General features: G+C 41.2%; 12 protein-coding genes and 1 pseudogene. 5 read left to right on the forward strand and 8 right to left on the reverse strand.

Annotation, left to right across the window (positions count from 1 at the left end):
- Positions 1-12 precede the first annotated feature (12 nt).
- The 3 genes from RMY00_RS32515 to RMY00_RS32525 all read right to left on the reverse strand — a co-directional run bounded on the left by RMY00_RS32515 (position 13) and on the right by RMY00_RS32525 (position 2,008).
- Positions 13-897: a lipid kinase gene (locus RMY00_RS32515; protein ID WP_322651490.1), complete on the reverse strand. Its 885-nt coding sequence runs from the start codon at positions 895-897 to the stop codon at positions 13-15.
- A 321-nt stretch (positions 898-1,218) separates the two neighbouring features.
- Positions 1,219-1,605, reverse strand: a complete 387-nt coding sequence (locus RMY00_RS32520; protein ID WP_322651491.1) for a hypothetical protein — start codon at positions 1,603-1,605, stop codon at positions 1,219-1,221.
- A gap of 250 nt (positions 1,606-1,855) precedes the next feature.
- A complete protein-coding gene (locus tag RMY00_RS32525) occupies positions 1,856-2,008 on the reverse strand; it encodes a hypothetical protein (RefSeq protein WP_322651492.1) in 153 nt (50 codons plus the stop codon).
- 188 nt (positions 2,009-2,196) lie between these two features.
- On the opposite strand from RMY00_RS32525, the gene RMY00_RS32530 reads away from it, so the two are divergent.
- The gene (locus tag RMY00_RS32530; RefSeq protein WP_322651493.1) at positions 2,197-4,101 is read left to right on the forward strand and encodes a chloride channel protein; all 1,905 of its coding nucleotides are present in this window, start codon (positions 2,197-2,199) and stop codon (positions 4,099-4,101) included.
- Between the two features lie 69 nt (positions 4,102-4,170).
- Here the strand turns inward: RMY00_RS32530 and RMY00_RS32535 are convergent, their stop codons facing one another.
- Positions 4,171-4,584, reverse strand: a complete 414-nt coding sequence (locus RMY00_RS32535) for an AbrB family transcriptional regulator (protein ID WP_322651494.1) — start codon at positions 4,582-4,584, stop codon at positions 4,171-4,173.
- A 398-nt stretch (positions 4,585-4,982) separates the two neighbouring features.
- Here RMY00_RS32535 and RMY00_RS32540 point away from each other — a divergent pair, with 398 nt between their 5' ends.
- From RMY00_RS32540 to RMY00_RS32555, 4 genes are all read left to right on the forward strand, one after another.
- Entirely contained in the window at positions 4,983-5,423 is a 441-nt protein-coding gene (locus RMY00_RS32540; protein WP_229554448.1) for an Rrf2 family transcriptional regulator, read from the forward strand.
- Between the two features lie 44 nt (positions 5,424-5,467).
- Complete coding sequence (cbiB, locus tag RMY00_RS32545) at positions 5,468-6,439, forward strand: adenosylcobinamide-phosphate synthase CbiB (protein ID WP_322651495.1); 972 nt, start codon at positions 5,468-5,470, stop codon at positions 6,437-6,439.
- A 101-nt stretch (positions 6,440-6,540) separates the two neighbouring features.
- Complete coding sequence (pyrR, locus tag RMY00_RS32550) at positions 6,541-7,077, forward strand: bifunctional pyr operon transcriptional regulator/uracil phosphoribosyltransferase PyrR (RefSeq protein ID WP_322651496.1); 537 nt, start codon at positions 6,541-6,543, stop codon at positions 7,075-7,077.
- Between the two features lie 272 nt (positions 7,078-7,349).
- Positions 7,350-9,539: a tetratricopeptide repeat protein gene (locus RMY00_RS32555; RefSeq protein WP_322651497.1), complete on the forward strand. Its 2,190-nt coding sequence runs from the start codon at positions 7,350-7,352 to the stop codon at positions 9,537-9,539.
- Between the two features lie 33 nt (positions 9,540-9,572).
- Here the strand turns inward: RMY00_RS32555 and RMY00_RS32560 are convergent, their stop codons facing one another.
- The 4 genes and pseudogenes from RMY00_RS32560 to RMY00_RS32575 all read right to left on the reverse strand — a co-directional run bounded on the left by RMY00_RS32560 (position 9,573) and on the right by RMY00_RS32575 (position 15,268).
- The gene (locus RMY00_RS32560) at positions 9,573-9,956 is read right to left on the reverse strand and encodes a nuclear transport factor 2 family protein (RefSeq protein ID WP_322651498.1); all 384 of its coding nucleotides are present in this window, start codon (positions 9,954-9,956) and stop codon (positions 9,573-9,575) included.
- 210 nt (positions 9,957-10,166) lie between these two features.
- Positions 10,167-12,056, reverse strand: a complete 1,890-nt coding sequence (locus RMY00_RS32565) for a response regulator (RefSeq protein WP_322651499.1) — start codon at positions 12,054-12,056, stop codon at positions 10,167-10,169.
- Complete coding sequence (locus RMY00_RS32570) at positions 12,022-12,516, reverse strand: response regulator (RefSeq protein ID WP_322651500.1); 495 nt, start codon at positions 12,514-12,516, stop codon at positions 12,022-12,024. Before RMY00_RS32570 ends, RMY00_RS32565 begins: the two co-directional genes overlap by 35 nt.
- 307 nt (positions 12,517-12,823) lie before the next feature.
- Positions 12,824-15,268: pseudogene (locus RMY00_RS32575) on the reverse strand (PAS domain-containing protein).
- Between the last annotated feature and the right edge of the window lie 215 nt (positions 15,269-15,483).

Consider the following 15,483-nt stretch of genomic DNA (forward strand, 5'->3'; position numbering starts at 1 on the left):
AGAGAATAACTCTTAACTCCTAATTTCTGGGGGTACTAAAACAGCTATAGCTTTAGGTATAACTCGAAAATGAGCAGGTGTATAGGTAGTAATTTCACCATCGGTATTAATAGGGCGAGGTTTGCGAGTTCGCACCTCTATTTCTTGACCTTGAAGAGAGCGTACACTCTTCCAATGTATATGTCGCCCTCGTTGCATCGCCGGGAGTAATAGTAGAATCTCCCACCAATTTTTAATCTCTAAGCTATAAAGGTCTAACCTTTGATCATCTATTGTTGCATCGTCAGCCACTGCCATACCACCACCGTAATAGCGGCCGTTACCCACAGCAATTTGCACTGTTTTCACGCGAACTAATTCACCATTGATTAAAATCTCCGCAGTAAAAGGTCTAGCTTCCAAAATCACTTGCAATGCAGTGGCAGCATAAGCAAATACTCCCCAACGGCGTTTGACTTCTTTGGTAAGTCGCTGAGTAATTTTTACACTCAATCCCAGACTGGCAACGTTAAAAAAGTGCTTGTCGTTCACCCAACCCAAGTCTATGCGGTGTGAATTTTTATATCCAATAATGTTGCAAGCTTCGCTGAGGGAATTGGGGATTCCCAAAGTTCTAGCCAGATCATTGGCAGTTCCTAAAGGCAAAATTCCCAAGGGCAACTGAGTCTTAACTAAACCATCTACTGCCGCATTGAGAGTCCCATCTCCTCCACCAATTATTACTAAGTCAACTTGATGCTGATAGCGAACTATAACTTCCGCAAGATGTTTGGGGTCTTCTGTAGACTCCTCAATTAAATCAAAGCCGAGTGTTTTTAGATATTCAATCGCTTCCGATATACCCTTTTCTCCTTGGCGGGCATGACGATTTACTAACAACAGTGCGCGAGAACTCATGGGTTGTACCTTTTGTAGTTGATATGTCCAGTTATCCGCATCCATGTATTCTGCTTCAAGTTGACTATCAAAAATTTATTTCATGAATGGTTATTATATTGTGCTTACAAATTTATAATTTCTATTTTATCTCTATTAGCCGTCGGTGTGTTGATACTCACTAAATGGCTGAATTTAGGTATTTTTCAGAGAGGTATATTTAAGCGAACATAATGTAAAATCGTGTCCTATTTGGGGCAATAAGACACGGTTTCATAGAAGTATTTAGTTATAATATTACAAAAATCAAAGTAAGATTTGATTTATACCAAAGTAATCCATTTACTGAAAGTTGTTTCCTGGTTTATTAACTTTCTCTGTTGTGGGTAATCCTGGGTGATCGTAGTTTGTCCTTTCCTGAGTTAAGGCGATCGCACTAAAGAAAATCGCACTCCCCACAGCCAAGGCTACCATAGGACGTTTTAGCAAGACAAAATCTCTGATAATCCTAGCTAAAGGTCGGCTTTGACGACGTAGCGACGAAGCAACCATCAATTGTCTCCAAGTAAACGGATCGCGCACATAATGACCACTTTGGCAAACTACTAGCCGTTCCTGGCAATTGGGACAGCAAAACAAGCCCATGCGCGTTTTAACTAGTTTGGGCGTATTATTTCTTTGACAAATTGGGCAAGTAACATAATGATTATCAAAGGTGTGTATATTCATTTACCTCGTCCGCCTAGTCCATTTACTCGCTCTATAACAATAGCTATACTGAATTCCGATCAATACTTAGCAGACTTCCAAGTATGGTCTGACCTCAGCCATAAATCATACATATATTGTATTACTACCAAGGATGGCCAATGGTCGCAACACGAGTATAGCTAGATTTAGGCAAGGATGACTCCTAGTACTTGACCAACCCAAAAATGACGGGTGAAACGAAGCACGGGAAGAAAACAACTTGATTTTCTTACCATAAACCTCCGCAAAGTTTCTTTAATGGACTACTAGTTAATATTCGTGGGTGCGTCCACCCAGCCCACAAAAACTTGTTGTCTTTAAAAAGAATAGCGTTGGCGCTCACTCCCACCCCACTAGCCGCAGCTACATCCAAACTAGGCATCGCTGACCCTTAAATAATTGTCTCCCATGTAACCATTTTCCCCATAAAAATTTGCACAATCACATTTTTTACTAAATCTTTGTAAATCAAGCAAATAAAGTCTACTTGTCTGGTTGCTAAATAATGGCTCACAATGATAAGTAACAGATAAAAATTTAAATTTTTTCTTACATTTACCCCGCCTCTCAATGACTCTCTTGCCTCCCACTCAACTAAGGAAGGTAACGGAACAACCTGCCTTTCCTACACCTTCTGCTCGTTTAGCCCACCTAATTAATCGTTTTCAACCATCCCCAGAAACCGTTGTCCTGTTTTTAGCCATGCTCATTGGCGGTGGTACGGGTATGGGTATAGTCACCTTTCACTATTTAATCCAGCTGATTCACCAGTTGATGCTGGAAAATTTAATGGGTCAAATCGGCGTCTGGGGTGCTTGGACTTTAGCCTGCGTTCCCACCCTTGGCGGATTAATCGTTGGCTTGATGCGCTGGCGCACTCAAGATTTTGGCCCTGGACTTTCATCTCTTATCGCCGCTTCTCAGGGAACAGAGATTAAGCAACCACTACGACCTGTCACGAAGATGCTGGCTGCATCTGTTTCTTTAGGTAGCGGTGCTTCTTTAGGCCCAGAGGGGCCGAGTGTAGAAATTGGCGCAAATTTTGGGATGTTGTTGTCTGTGATCCTGAATGTATCTCAAGAACGCCAACGTTTGCTTTTAGGTGCTGGCGCTGCGGCTGGACTTGCGGCTGGATTTAATGCTCCCATCGCTGGAGTATTTTTTGCTCTAGAGGTGGTGATGGGGGCGACATCTTTCGCTACTTCTGCGGTGAGTGTGGTGCTGTTAGCGGCGGTGGTAGCAGCATTAATTGCCCAAATTGGTTTGGGGGCACAACCTGCTTTTGATTTACCTGTCTACCAAGTCCGCAGTCCTTTAGAATTACCCCTTTACCTTGGCTTGGGTTTAGGGGCCAGCCTAATTTCTGTCACTTATACTCAATCAATTCGGGGAGCAAAAGCCTGCTTTGGTGGCAAAGTTCCAGGTTTTGCCTTTTTGGGACAAATTCCTGAGCCGATTCATCCAATTATTGGCGGTGTGATGATTGGCGCAGTTGCTTTGCACTTCCCGCAAATTCTGGGTGTGGGTTATGAAACTGTAGAAGCAATGCTTCAGGATGTGGAGTTTCCACTCTACCTATTGGTGGTGCTGTTGGTGGTGAAGTTAGTGATGACTGCAATTAGTGCAGGTAGTGGTTTCATCGGCGGTTTGTTTGCACCAGCAATGTTTTTAGGCGCTTCTTTCGGATCGGCTTACGCCAAAATTTTGGCTGTGGCATTCCCGGCTCTTTGCGATCTGATGGCGGCTCCCCCAGCTTATGCAATGGTAGGAATGGCAGCAGTGTTAGCTGGTAGTGTTAGAGCGCCCTTAACGTCTATTTTAATGCTCTTTGAATTAACCCGCGACTATCGCATTGTTTTACCGTTGATGGCCGCTGTGGGTTTGAGTGTTTGGCTAGTGGAAAGGATTAAACCAACTTTTAACTCTAACTCTAACTTACAACAAATTGGTCTTTCTGAATTGAAAGATGAACAAGCGGAAATTGTACAGCAAATTTTGGTAGAAGATGCTATGTATCCCTGCCCAAAAAAGTTACCTGCAACTCTTGGAGTATTAGATGCAGCTGTAGAAATGATCCGCGATCGCGTCCGCAGTGCTTTAGTAGTTGATGAAGCAGAGCAATTAATTGGCATACTCTCTCTGGAAGATATTAACCGTGCCCTTGCTCTTTGGCAAACTTACTCAAATTCACCAACTGAAATTCCAGATAATTTATCTAGTCAAACTCTCATAGACATTTGTACTACTGAAATCCTTTATGCATGGCAAGATGAACTATTATCTGAAGCTTTAGACCGCATGAGTCTTAGAGGTTTGCATCAATTACCAGTAGTAGCACGAGATAAACCCGATCGCATTTTGGGTTTACTAGAAAAAGAGCAAATTGCATTAACCTGCAATTTAGCAGTTACGCGCAAAGCACTTCTCCACTATTTTCCGGCCTTACCAACCACAGATATATTCATTAGTCATTAGTCATTGGTCATTGGTCATCGGTCATTGGTTTTCACAAAGGACAAATGACAATTGACTAATGACCATTTATTAAGCTGTAGCGTCTATGTCTTCATCACCTTCCCGATCTTCTGGGTCTACCTGTTTTAGACGAATGTGCTTTTTACCTAAAGTGATTAGAAACTCATCTCCTGGTTTTAGATTCATCTGTTTTGTATAAGCTGAACCTATCAGTAAGTTACCATTCGATTGCACACTAATTCTATAGCTAGCACTACGTCCACCACGCCCATTAGCACTGGGTGTACTATCCAACTGAATGCCTTCAGCATCAATTAGGGCATTTAAGAATTTCATCATATTGACACGCTCTATACCATTTTTGGTAACGGTATAGTAGCCGCACTTTTTGGCTTTGTCTTCTTTACTCTCGTTCTCTAGCTCTTTGACTTTTTTGAGCAGTTCTTCACCGAGTAGGGGTTCAATTTTTTTCTGTTTAGGCATCAACTTAGGTCGAAAATGAATGTTTGAAGTGTTGGAATCGATTTTATTTTAGCTGACGTTGAGCTAATAGGAACATAATCCTTTAGTTTTTATCTCAACCTAGCCAAGTATATTACACTCAGATGCACAATTGTTATCCCATTACCAATATTGCTAAGACAATCTATTTTAGATAACGCTGGCAATGCTGATAACTATCTATATATAGTTAGTGAATCACTGCTAGACTATACAAGTTTTAAGTTTTCTAAAGTGACGCTCGAAAAGTTGTTTACTTGCTGAGGATGATAACAGTGTCACAGAATGATAAGTAAAACTGATCCTTAACCATTGATAATTGGTTATTGGTCAATTGGTTATTTACATAAGACAGAGGACAAACAATAAAGCTTACCAAAATGAAACTAACTACCAGAGGACACTATAGTGTGAAGGCGTTGCTAGATTTGAGTTTACAGCCAAAATATGGCCCTGTATCTGTAAGAGCGATCGCTAAACGCCAAGATATTCCAGCTCCTTACCTTGAAAAACTACTAATAGAAATGCGTCGTGCATCTTTAGTAAAATCAATTCGTGGTAGCATCGGCGGATACCAATTGGCAAGAGAGCCTGCACAAATATCTATAGGACAAATTTTAGAAGCAGTTGGCGAGACTAGCCCTTTACCCCATCACACCCCAGCACCTGCACAAGCTGAAGATTGGGTAACATTTAGCCTATGGCAGAGACTCAACCAAAAGCTTAAAGAAGCTTTATACAGTATTACTTTGGCAGACCTTTATTATGATGCTCGTAGCTGGCAAGCTGCTCTTGGAGAAGAAGCTAGTTTTGTGGTTTAGTCAAAAGTCAATACGTTCAAATATTGATTTTTGACTCGTAACTTATGAGCAATAGCATCTATATCTTAATAATCGCTGCACTTTTAGATTACTTAATTGGCGATCCTTGGAATTGGCCTCATCCAGTGCAAGTTATGGGGTGGGTAATTTTTCGTCTGACCAAATTTTCTCTTAAATTATGTCAAAATTCTCTAACGCAACGCCTAGCTGGAATTTTACTAGGTATTATCCTGATAATTGGTAGTGCGCTTGTTGGCTTTTTGATTATTCAAAGTGCCAAATTGGTTCATCCGTTGTTGGGAATTGCCATAAATAGCATTCTTTTGGCTAGTTGTTTTGCTGGTAGAAGTTTACGAGCCGCAGCAGTGGCTGTTTTAGAACCTTTAACAACAGGAGATTTGGAAAAAGCTCGAAAGATTTTAAGTAATTATGTTGGTCGGGATACCCAAAACCTCTCACAAACAGAAATTTACCGAGCCGTTTTAGAAACGGTTGCAGAAAATGCCACTGATGGGGTGATGGCTCCACTTTTTTATGCAATTATTGGTGTCTTTGTGCCAGTTGTGGGGCCAACTCCTTTGGCTTTAGCATATAAAGCTAGCAGTACCCTTGATTCAATGGTGGGCTATCGAGAAGCACCCTATACTTATTTGGGATGGTTCTGTGCGCGGTTAGAAGATTGTTTGACTTGGCTACCTTGTCGGTTAACAGTTATGACTCTGGCGCTGTTATCGGGTAAACCGATGTATGTTTGGCAAATTTGTCGTCGGGATGCAATTAACGATCCTAGTCCCAATTCTGGCTGGAGTGAGTGCGCCTATGCTGCTTTTTTGGGTGTGCAGATGGGGGGTACAAATTGGTATCGCGGGGTAGCTAAGTACAAACCACTGCTAGGAGATGCTATTTATCCCATTACTGCAACTTCCATTCAGAATGCTTTGCAGTTGACCCGATATTGTTTTTTGGTATGGTTAGGGATAGCGATCGCAATATTCTTAATACTTCCAAATAGGTAATGATAAATATAAAGTTAGAGACGCGATTAATCACGTCTGTACAGGAGTTAAGAATAAAAACTCCTAACTCCTAACTCATCACCCCTAACTTATCACTCACTATGTCTGCCAAAGTAGTTGAAATTCTCTCGTCAGAAGAAATCCGTCGTACCTTGACTCGCCTTGCCTCTCAAATTGTGGAAAGGACACGCGATTTATCTCAACTGGTGCTTCTTGGTATTTATACAAGAGGTGCGTTATTAGCCGAATTGTTGGCACGTCAGATTGAGTCGCTCGAAGGTGTAGCCGTGTCAGTTGGCGCTTTGGACATTACATTTTACCGAGATGACCTCGACAAAATTGGATTGCGGACTCCAGCAAAAAGCGAAATTCCTTTTGACCTGACGGGTAAAACTGTTGTACTTGTGGATGATGTAATTTTCAAAGGACGGACGATTCGCGCTGCTTTGAACGCAGTCAACGACTACGGTAGACCAGAGGTGATTCGTTTAGCTGTGCTGGTAGATAGGGGCCACCGAGAATTACCAATCCACCCCGATTTTATTGGCAAGAAGTTACCTACTGCTAAGGAAGAAGTTGTCAAAGTTTACTTACAAAATTACGATGAACGAGATGCAGTGGAGTTGATTAGTCACTAGTTATTTGTCATTAGTCATTTGTCCTTTGGAGTTGGGAGACAAAATTATAAGGCTTTTGGCTTGGGTTTCGAGTTCAGAGGTCGAAGTTTCGAGTTAAAAGGTGGAAGTTCCGAGTTCTTTGCTCAAAAACTTAACTACGAGCGCTACACCAATACTAAAATAAGGTTGAATCAGCAGTTATTTTTAAAAGCTAAGGGCTTCATAGCGAGTAGTAAGAAGAATTACACTGTGATTAAGGAGTAATTAGGTAGCGATCGCTTAAAATAAACTGCGTGTTTAACCTTCTTCAGCCAATTGTAGAATTCTACAACAACAACAAAGACTTTATTAACAACCTGCTCTCAGGTGCGTTCCCTGCGATCGTCGGTGTTTTCTGGTGGCTCATTTGGCAATACCGCCAGCGACGCATTCCGGAGAAAACTTTTGCCTTTGAGGTGATTAAACCGAAGAGTCAAGACTTGATGCAGCGAATTTTAGGTGGTAATGATGATGACCCTTTGGCTGATAGAAACATAGTTTACCAACAACGTGTACCAAATCGTCACATCCGCAATGAGCTAAAGCGGCAGCTAGAAGAACATCGCTGGATATTGATTTTAGGACGCACGGGATTAGGGAAAACGCGGGAAGCAGCCGAGTTGGCAAAGTATCTTAACCAAGAAGGCTGGACGGTGCTTTACCTCAAATTAGGAGAATGGCTAGATATTCCGGCGGCTATGCCAAAGGAGATAGGCACAAACCGCAAATTGCTGTTTTTCTTTGATGATCTCAATCAGAAAATGTATGCTAGCCGCCACGAAATATCCCCAGAAGCCGAGAGAAGTTTAGCAGAAAGGTTTCAAGTCCCCTTGCAAGAAAGGCTGTTGCAAGCTTTAAATAAGTATGAAGAGTTATGCGAACCGACAGAAATCCGCGTCATCGCCACTGCACGAAATGAAAGATACTCCGAAGATATTGGAAAACCCAGTCCTTGGGAAAAACTGCAATGGGATAAATACCCCAAGCTGTGGAACCGATTTAAAACTTATGAATTGCCACAACCAGAAGATGATGCCATCATTGCGATGTTAGCAAAAACGGTTCCTGAGACTAACATCAAAGCAGAGACAGAACAATATCCCGAACTAGCTAGGCGCAATGACAGCACATTTAGAAATGTAGTCGAGAATCTCCACCGCCTGCAAAATGAAAGCTTGGCTTTGACTGTACAAAATTACCGCGACACCCTAAAAGACACTTGGAAAAATCGTTATAACAAGGCAGTAGAGAAGTATTCTGTGAGCCGCTATATTTATGATGCCGTGGACTTGCTGCAACAATTCGACCTTCCACTTTATCGCTTCACAGTGGAGGCGACTGCACGGATGTTAGCGGCGAGAAATTTCTGGCAGCAGCTTTGGTATTATTGGCAAATACGCAGGGCTACCAATTATCTGATTTCAGCTGAACGCATCCTAGAACCACGTGATGGGCAAATTGAGGCCAAGCCAAAGCAAGTAGAAGCAGGCGAATACACATTGCGCTTCACGCGGTTGATTTTGCAGCTAGCAGAGAAACACCAAGAAATTCCAGCTTTCCTATTGAGTTTTAGCTGGAATCTAATTAACTTAAAACGCTATCAAGATGCACTACGTTGCTTAAACAAAGCTCTCACTTTCACACCTGATTCCCCTTCTATCTGGTTTGCCAAAGGCAATGTGCTAGTTAATTTGAGAAGATCAGAAGAAGCGATCGCCTCATACGACCAAGCCATCAAATTCAAATCCGACGGTCACGAAGCTTGGTACAATCGGGGCATTGCGCTAGTTAATTTGGAAAGATTAGAAGAAGCGATCGCCTCTTATGACAAAGCCCTTAAAATTAAACCCAACGACCACGAAACTTGGTACAATCGGGGTATTGCGCTAGTTAATTTGCGAAGATTAGAAGAAGCGATCGCCTCTTATGACAAAGCCCTTAAAATTAAACCCGACTACCACCAAGCTTGGTACAACCGGGGTATTGCGCTAAAAAATTTGGAAAGATTAAAAGAAGCGATCATCTCATACGATAAAGCCCTCAAAATTAAACCCGACTACCACGAAGCTTGGAACAACCGGGGGAATGCCCTATTTAATTTGCGAAGATTAGAAGAAGCGATCGCCTCTTATGACAAAGCCCTCAAAATCAAACCCGACTATCACGATGCTTGGTACAACCGGGGCATTGTACTATTTAATTTGCGAAGATTAGAAAAAGCGATCGCCTCTTATGACAAAGCCCTCGAAATCAAACCCGACTATCACGATGCTTGCTATAACAAAGCTTACTGTTATAGTTTGCTAGGGAATATCGATTTGGCAATAGATAATTTGCAACAAGCTATCAACCTCAATCCTGAATATCGAGAGACAGCAAAAACTGATCTTAATTTTGGCAATATTCGAGAAGACCAGCGGTTTCAAGATTTGATTAGTCATTAGGCATTGAGCATTGGGCATTGGTTAGTAGTTGATCTACCGCAAAATTGGGCTACCGTGATGATGTACTAAATACCACTTCTCGCCAAGGAACTGAAATATATTTGTAGCTGTTGATTGTGCTTCAAGTCTTCTGCCACCTACCACTTGGAACACATTTTCTCTCAGCACAACATAAGCAATTTTTTCAGTGATTTCTGTAGCAATTATATCTGTGTTTATTTCAATATAAGCGGTGTTTTTAAATATCTGCTCCCAAGAGGTGCGAATTTCCTTCCAACCTCGCAGTATATTACTTCCAGGATGAATACAAAAACTACCAGTTCCTTGTGACCATACTGCACTCATTGTCTCTATATCTTTTCTTTCAAAAGCTCGATAAAAAGCCGCATTAGCCGCTAAGACTTCATCCTTAGTCATGGGTAATTAAATAATTAAGAGTTATGAGTGAAGAGTTGGGAGTTAGCAATTCTTAAATTATAACTCTCAACTTTGAAAAATAAATTAGATCTTTCCAGAAATTAATTATGCGTCACCTGAAACCCCTGGAGAGACGTTGCAATGCAACGTCTCTACATTCATTTTCACTCCTATGTCTATTAGTAATTTCCAATGCTCAATGCCCAACTTCTAATTATTTTTGACTGTGCTAATAGTTTGCAATAATTGGCTAGCTGTATAAGGCTTGTATAAAAAAGCTTTGATACCCATGTCATAAGCTGTATTAACTTTATCTTGCGAAGTCAGTCCACTGACAGCAATGATTTTGACATTTGGGTTAATTTTTCGCAGCGTGCGGATAGTAGTTATCCCATCCATTGACGGCATGAGCATATCAGTTAAGACAAGAGATATTTTATCTCGATGTTCTGCATATAAGGCTATTGCTTCAATACCATCGCTAGCTGTGATTGCTTTGTAGTTATGGCTTTCTAGAGATGTTTTTGTCACATCTATAATGGCAGGTTCATCATCTACAATTAAAATTAATTCTCCTTGTCCTAAGGGTAATCCCTCTTCTTGTTCTTCTATAGTTACTGCCGCCTCTTGTGCTGGCAAATATACTTTAAATTGGCTGCCTTTTCCTTCAACGCTTACTACGTCGATAAAACCGCCGTGGCTTTTAATAATGCCAAGTACTGTAGAAAGACCAAGACCAGTACCTTTACCGAGTTGTTTAGTAGTAAAAAATGGCTCAAATATTCGATCTAATATTTCTGTTTGAATACCAATTCCGCCATCACTAACAGTAATAACAATGTGGTGACCAACTTTAGCATCTATATTCATTTTGGCGTAATTTTCATCAATTAAGAGGTTTTCTGCTAATATTTTTAAAGTTCCCCCATTTGGCATAGCATCACGGGCATTGACACACAAATTCATCAGTACTTGATGCAATTGGGTAGCATCGCCGCATACAGGCCAAAGATTTGGCGAAATTTGAGTGGAAACCTCAATGGATTTGGGAAAAGTTTCTCTAATAATTTGCTGAATTTCTACTATTAAATGCTTTAATTGCAATATAGTGCGATCGCCCTCAATTCCGCGAGTAAAAGATAAGACTTGCTTAACTAAAGTAGCTCCACGTTTAGCGTTTGTAATCAATATTTGCAATAGTCGCCGAGAACGTTCATCATGAATTTGTATCTCTAACAGTTGGGCTGTCATCAGAATCGGGGCAAGAATATTGTTTAGGTCGTGGGCAATACCACTGGCTAAAGTACCAATACTTTCCAATCGTTGGGCACGGAGAAATTGTGCTTCTAGTAGTTTTTTTTGCGTGATGTCAGTGTTAACAATCAGAATAGATTGTGCTTTATTACCGAATTCATGCACTAGCGTCCAACGGCTTTCAACAATAATTTCTCTACCTGATTTTGTTTTTTGATGTAACTCACCCTCCCAAGAGCCATTTTTCATCATAATATTGAGTGCTTTTTCAACTTGAGACACATGTTTTTCATGCCAGAGAACTCGTGTCTTTTTATTGATAGCTTCTTCTTTATTCCAACTGTACAGACTCTCAGCAGCTTTGTTCCAAAATAAAATTTTCTCTTCTAAATCACACACAAAAATTGCATCGGTGGCAACATCTAGTAAAGCAGCTTGTTCGCGGATTTTCTGTTCTGTTTGTTTGCGCTCAATGGCATAACGAATAGAACGCTCTAATAAAGGTGCAGTCAACTGGCTTTTTTCAAGATAATCTGCGGCTCCGGCTTTCATCGCTTCAATATCTATTTCCCAATCGCCCTGGCCAGTCAGCAAAATTATCGGAGAACAACAGCCGTTGGCAATTGCTTCGCGCAAAAGTTCCAGTCCACTGTCTGCACCCAAGCGGTAGTCTACAAGATAAATGTCATGTTGATCGCAAGCGATCGCATTCCTTGCTGCTTCATAATTATTTACCCATTCCAACTCGCAGTTTGCTGCTTGAAATTCACTGAACCAATAACGAGTCAAAATATAGTCGTCTTCGTCATCATCAATGAACAGAACTTTGATAGGGCTGTTGTTCATGTTTATCTCCCACAGCTTCTAGTGGCAGTTTCACAATTTCAAACCAGTATTTAACTAGAGTCTTCATGACCTCAACTAATGAAGCAAAAGTCACTGGCTTAGTGATGAAGGAGTTTGCACCCAAATTGTAAGTATTATATATATCTTCTTCCCTTCGTGATGTTGACAGGATAACAACTGGAATTTGCCGCAATTGTGGGTCAGTTTTTATCTCTTTGAGCGCCTCCAGACCACCAATTCTGGGCATGTTCAAATCTAACAAAATCAAATCGGGATGCGGTATGCTGTTGTTAGCATATCCACCACGGTGGTACAGATAATCCATCAACTGTTCGCCATTACTGACGATGTATAGTTCAATTGGTAATTGACTTTCTGCCAATGCCTCACGAACCAAGATGCAGTCGTCTTCATCATCATCAGCCATTAAGATTGTGACGTTTGTTTCTCGACCCTTCACTATGCATCTTCTCCTTTGTATTAGTATGAAACAAATTATTAACTTGGCACACACAGATGGCAACTCTTGCATTGACATAAAGAATCAAATATGCAATTTATATATTTAGCTGTGAAAGCTGATTTTTTCGTTAATATTTAACACTAAACTGCATGTCGTAATCGCCAATAGCCCGAAATAATCGAATCTCATTAATACTTAACATAATGACTAGTTTTTACAATGCATCAATCGACAAATTACAGAGCGCAGTTGTAGAATTAAGCTAATTTTGGGGTCTAATATTATCCCTCTCCAGAAATAAAAATCAAGAATGCGAATTCATTGACAATACGATCATAAATTTTGATCCTTGCCCAGGTATACTTTGGGCTGTGATATTTCCGTGATGACGCTCAATAATTTTCCGGCAGATAGCTAAACTTATGCCAGTACCTTCGTACTCAATGCTACTATGTAATCGTTGAAAAACATTGAAAATTCGATTAAGATATTTTTCTTCAAAACCAATACCATTATCTTCTACGATGATTTGACAAAGTTCAGAATGAGTAAGTATGTTATCTGCTTGATTGTTTAAAAATTGACTATAGATTTTGATAACAGGTGGTATATGTGGACGGTGGAATTTGAGGGCGTTACCAATGAGATTTTGCAGCAATTGACGCATCTGTAAAGGATCGGCTTCAATGGTGGGTAATTCCCCGATTTCTACACTTCCTTCAGTTTGTTGCACATAAAGTTCTAAATCAAACAATACCTCTTGGGCAATCTTTGTGAGATTTACTGATACAAAAGGTTGCGCTCTGGTAGTAACTCGTGAAAGTGTTAACAAGTCTTCAATTAATGTTTGCATTCTCGATGCAGCATTCTGCATTCGTTCTAGATAGTCACGTCCCTGTTCAGTTAACGTATCGCCACAGGTAGTTTTGAGGCGATCGCCAAAGCTTTTAATCTTACGTAGTGGCTCTTGCAGATCGTGGGAGGCGACAAATGCAAATTGTTTTAATTCTTCATTGGAACGGATAAGTTCTTGCCTCTGCCGAGTTTCTTGTTCTAGGATTAGGCTTTGAGCTGAGGCAATGCCTATTTGATCTGCCAGCTGTTGCAAAAGTTCAACTTCCCATTTAGTCCACTGGCGGGGATGGGCGCACTGATGGGCAATTAGTAGACCCCAAAGTTGATTTTTAATGAAAATGGGGACTACAAGATTGGCTCTAACAGCAAATCGTTGCAGTAATTCGACATGGCAAGGTTGGATATCAGCTTCTCGTATATCGTTAATGGAACTAATTCGTCCTTGACGATACTGCATAATGTAATCGTCACGAAAGCAAGGGTCGATAATTTGCTACCCTAGAACAAAGGGTAAACCGGGAACTACTGCCTCTTGAACGGCAAGAAAAGAGCCATTTTGCTGTAAGCGCAAGATTAATACACGGTCAGCAAGCAGTAGCTTTTGTACCTCTGTAACGCTGGTTTGCAGAATTTCATCAATTTGTAAAGACTGACGAATTTTCAGGGTGATATTAGCGAACAGTTGCGATCGCATATTTTGGCGTTCTAATTCTGCTTGTACCTGATTGCGCTCACGCTGGGCAGCTTGGCGTTCCGTAATATCCATCATCGCGCCCATCATCCGTACTGGCTTACCTGTCTGGTCATGAACGACATAGCCGCGATCAAACATGTAAGCATAAGAACCATCGCTGCGGCGAAAGCGATATTCATTTAACCAGAATTTTTTACCGCTATCTATAAGTGCCCGTGCTTGGGTGGCGATTCTCTTCCTGTCATCTGGATGTATATGTTCACTCCACCAATGGGCGGTGAATGTTATTTGTTCTTTTGAGTAACCAAAAAGTGTTTGTAAAGCTTCATTCCACCACACCTCATTAGTCAGCAAATCCCAGTCCCATAAAATATCATTGGTAGCACGGGCGACTATTTGAAAACGTTCTTCACTCTGACGCAGTTGTTCTTCTGCCTGTTTGCGTTCAGTGATGTCTGTATAGCAACTTGTCATCCGCACGACATTATCATCTTCATCCCATACTACCTGACCGCGATCCAAAACCCATTTATAGGTGTCATCTTTACACCGGACTCGAAATTCGATGTCGTATTTGACTCGATCCTGAATAGCTTGCTGATGCGATCGCCTCACGAAATCGCGATCGTGGGGATGAATACAGCTAATGAAAGCTTGATATGTGTAGTTGAAAGTCCCTTTCTCTAAGCCAAAAAGCGCTTCCAAATTATCTGAACAAGTAATTTTGTGCGTTAGCAGATCCCAGTTCCAAATGGTCACGCCAGCCGCGTCTAATGCTATCCTGAGTTGAGTTTCTCGTGCAGTTTGCTGTCGTAATTCCTGCACAGCCTGACTAGCTCCCAGAATCCGGCGTAATCTTTGACGTAATATTAGCCATTGAATCGGCTTGGTAATAAAATCAGTTGCACCTACAGCAAAAGCTCTCTCTACGGTTTCCTGATCATCAAAATCCGTAATCATTAACACTGGTGTATTCTTGCCATCGGGAAGTGCTTGCAGTTGAACACAGCAACTAAACCCATCCATCACTGGCATCATGGCATCCAACAGTACTATCTCTGGCTGGAGGCGAGTATAGGTAGCGATCGCCTCTAACCCATTACTCGCTTCTACCACCTGATATCCTGCTTGTGTCAATTGCTCACACAGCTGCGATCGCATTAAATCGTCGTCGTCTACAACTAGAATCAGGTTAGTCATTTATTCCTTGTTCTTTCTGATTAAGTAATGACTGAATCATAGCGATCGCACCTTCCTTTTGTATGCAATACACCCCGGAGAAGTTTTGAATCTTACTCCCCATCCCTTGCAGGGAAGGGGCTGGGGGTTAGGTCTGTATTCGACTCAACCTAGAAACCCTATAGTGGTGGTTTCAATGCCCAAAGCACAATGTCATGAAAAATTGACATTATTAC

The organism is Nostoc sp. ChiVER01 (genome assembly GCF_034531155.1).
In the GTDB taxonomy this organism is placed as follows: domain Bacteria; phylum Cyanobacteriota; class Cyanobacteriia; order Cyanobacteriales; family Nostocaceae; genus Nostoc.

Bases quoted from the DNA above. Each gene is read 5' to 3' on its own strand.
- RMY00_RS32515 (WP_322651490.1), bottom strand. From the start codon at position 897: ATGAGTTCTCGCGCACTGTTGTTAGTAAATCGTCATGCCCGCCAAGGA.
- RMY00_RS32520 (WP_322651491.1), bottom strand. From the start codon at position 1,605: ATGAATATACACACCTTTGATAATCATTATGTTACTTGCCCAATTTGT.
- RMY00_RS32525 (WP_322651492.1), bottom strand. From the start codon at position 2,008: ATGCCTAGTTTGGATGTAGCTGCGGCTAGTGGGGTGGGAGTGAGCGCC.
- RMY00_RS32530 (WP_322651493.1), top strand. From the start codon at position 2,197: ATGACTCTCTTGCCTCCCACTCAACTAAGGAAGGTAACGGAACAACCT.
- RMY00_RS32535 (WP_322651494.1), bottom strand. From the start codon at position 4,584: ATGCCTAAACAGAAAAAAATTGAACCCCTACTCGGTGAAGAACTGCTC.
- RMY00_RS32540 (WP_229554448.1), top strand. From the start codon at position 4,983: ATGAAACTAACTACCAGAGGACACTATAGTGTGAAGGCGTTGCTAGAT.
- cbiB (WP_322651495.1), top strand. From the start codon at position 5,468: ATGAGCAATAGCATCTATATCTTAATAATCGCTGCACTTTTAGATTAC.
- pyrR (WP_322651496.1), top strand. From the start codon at position 6,541: ATGTCTGCCAAAGTAGTTGAAATTCTCTCGTCAGAAGAAATCCGTCGT.
- RMY00_RS32560 (WP_322651498.1), bottom strand. From the start codon at position 9,956: ATGACTAAGGATGAAGTCTTAGCGGCTAATGCGGCTTTTTATCGAGCT.
- RMY00_RS32565 (WP_322651499.1), bottom strand. From the start codon at position 12,056: ATGAACAACAGCCCTATCAAAGTTCTGTTCATTGATGATGACGAAGAC.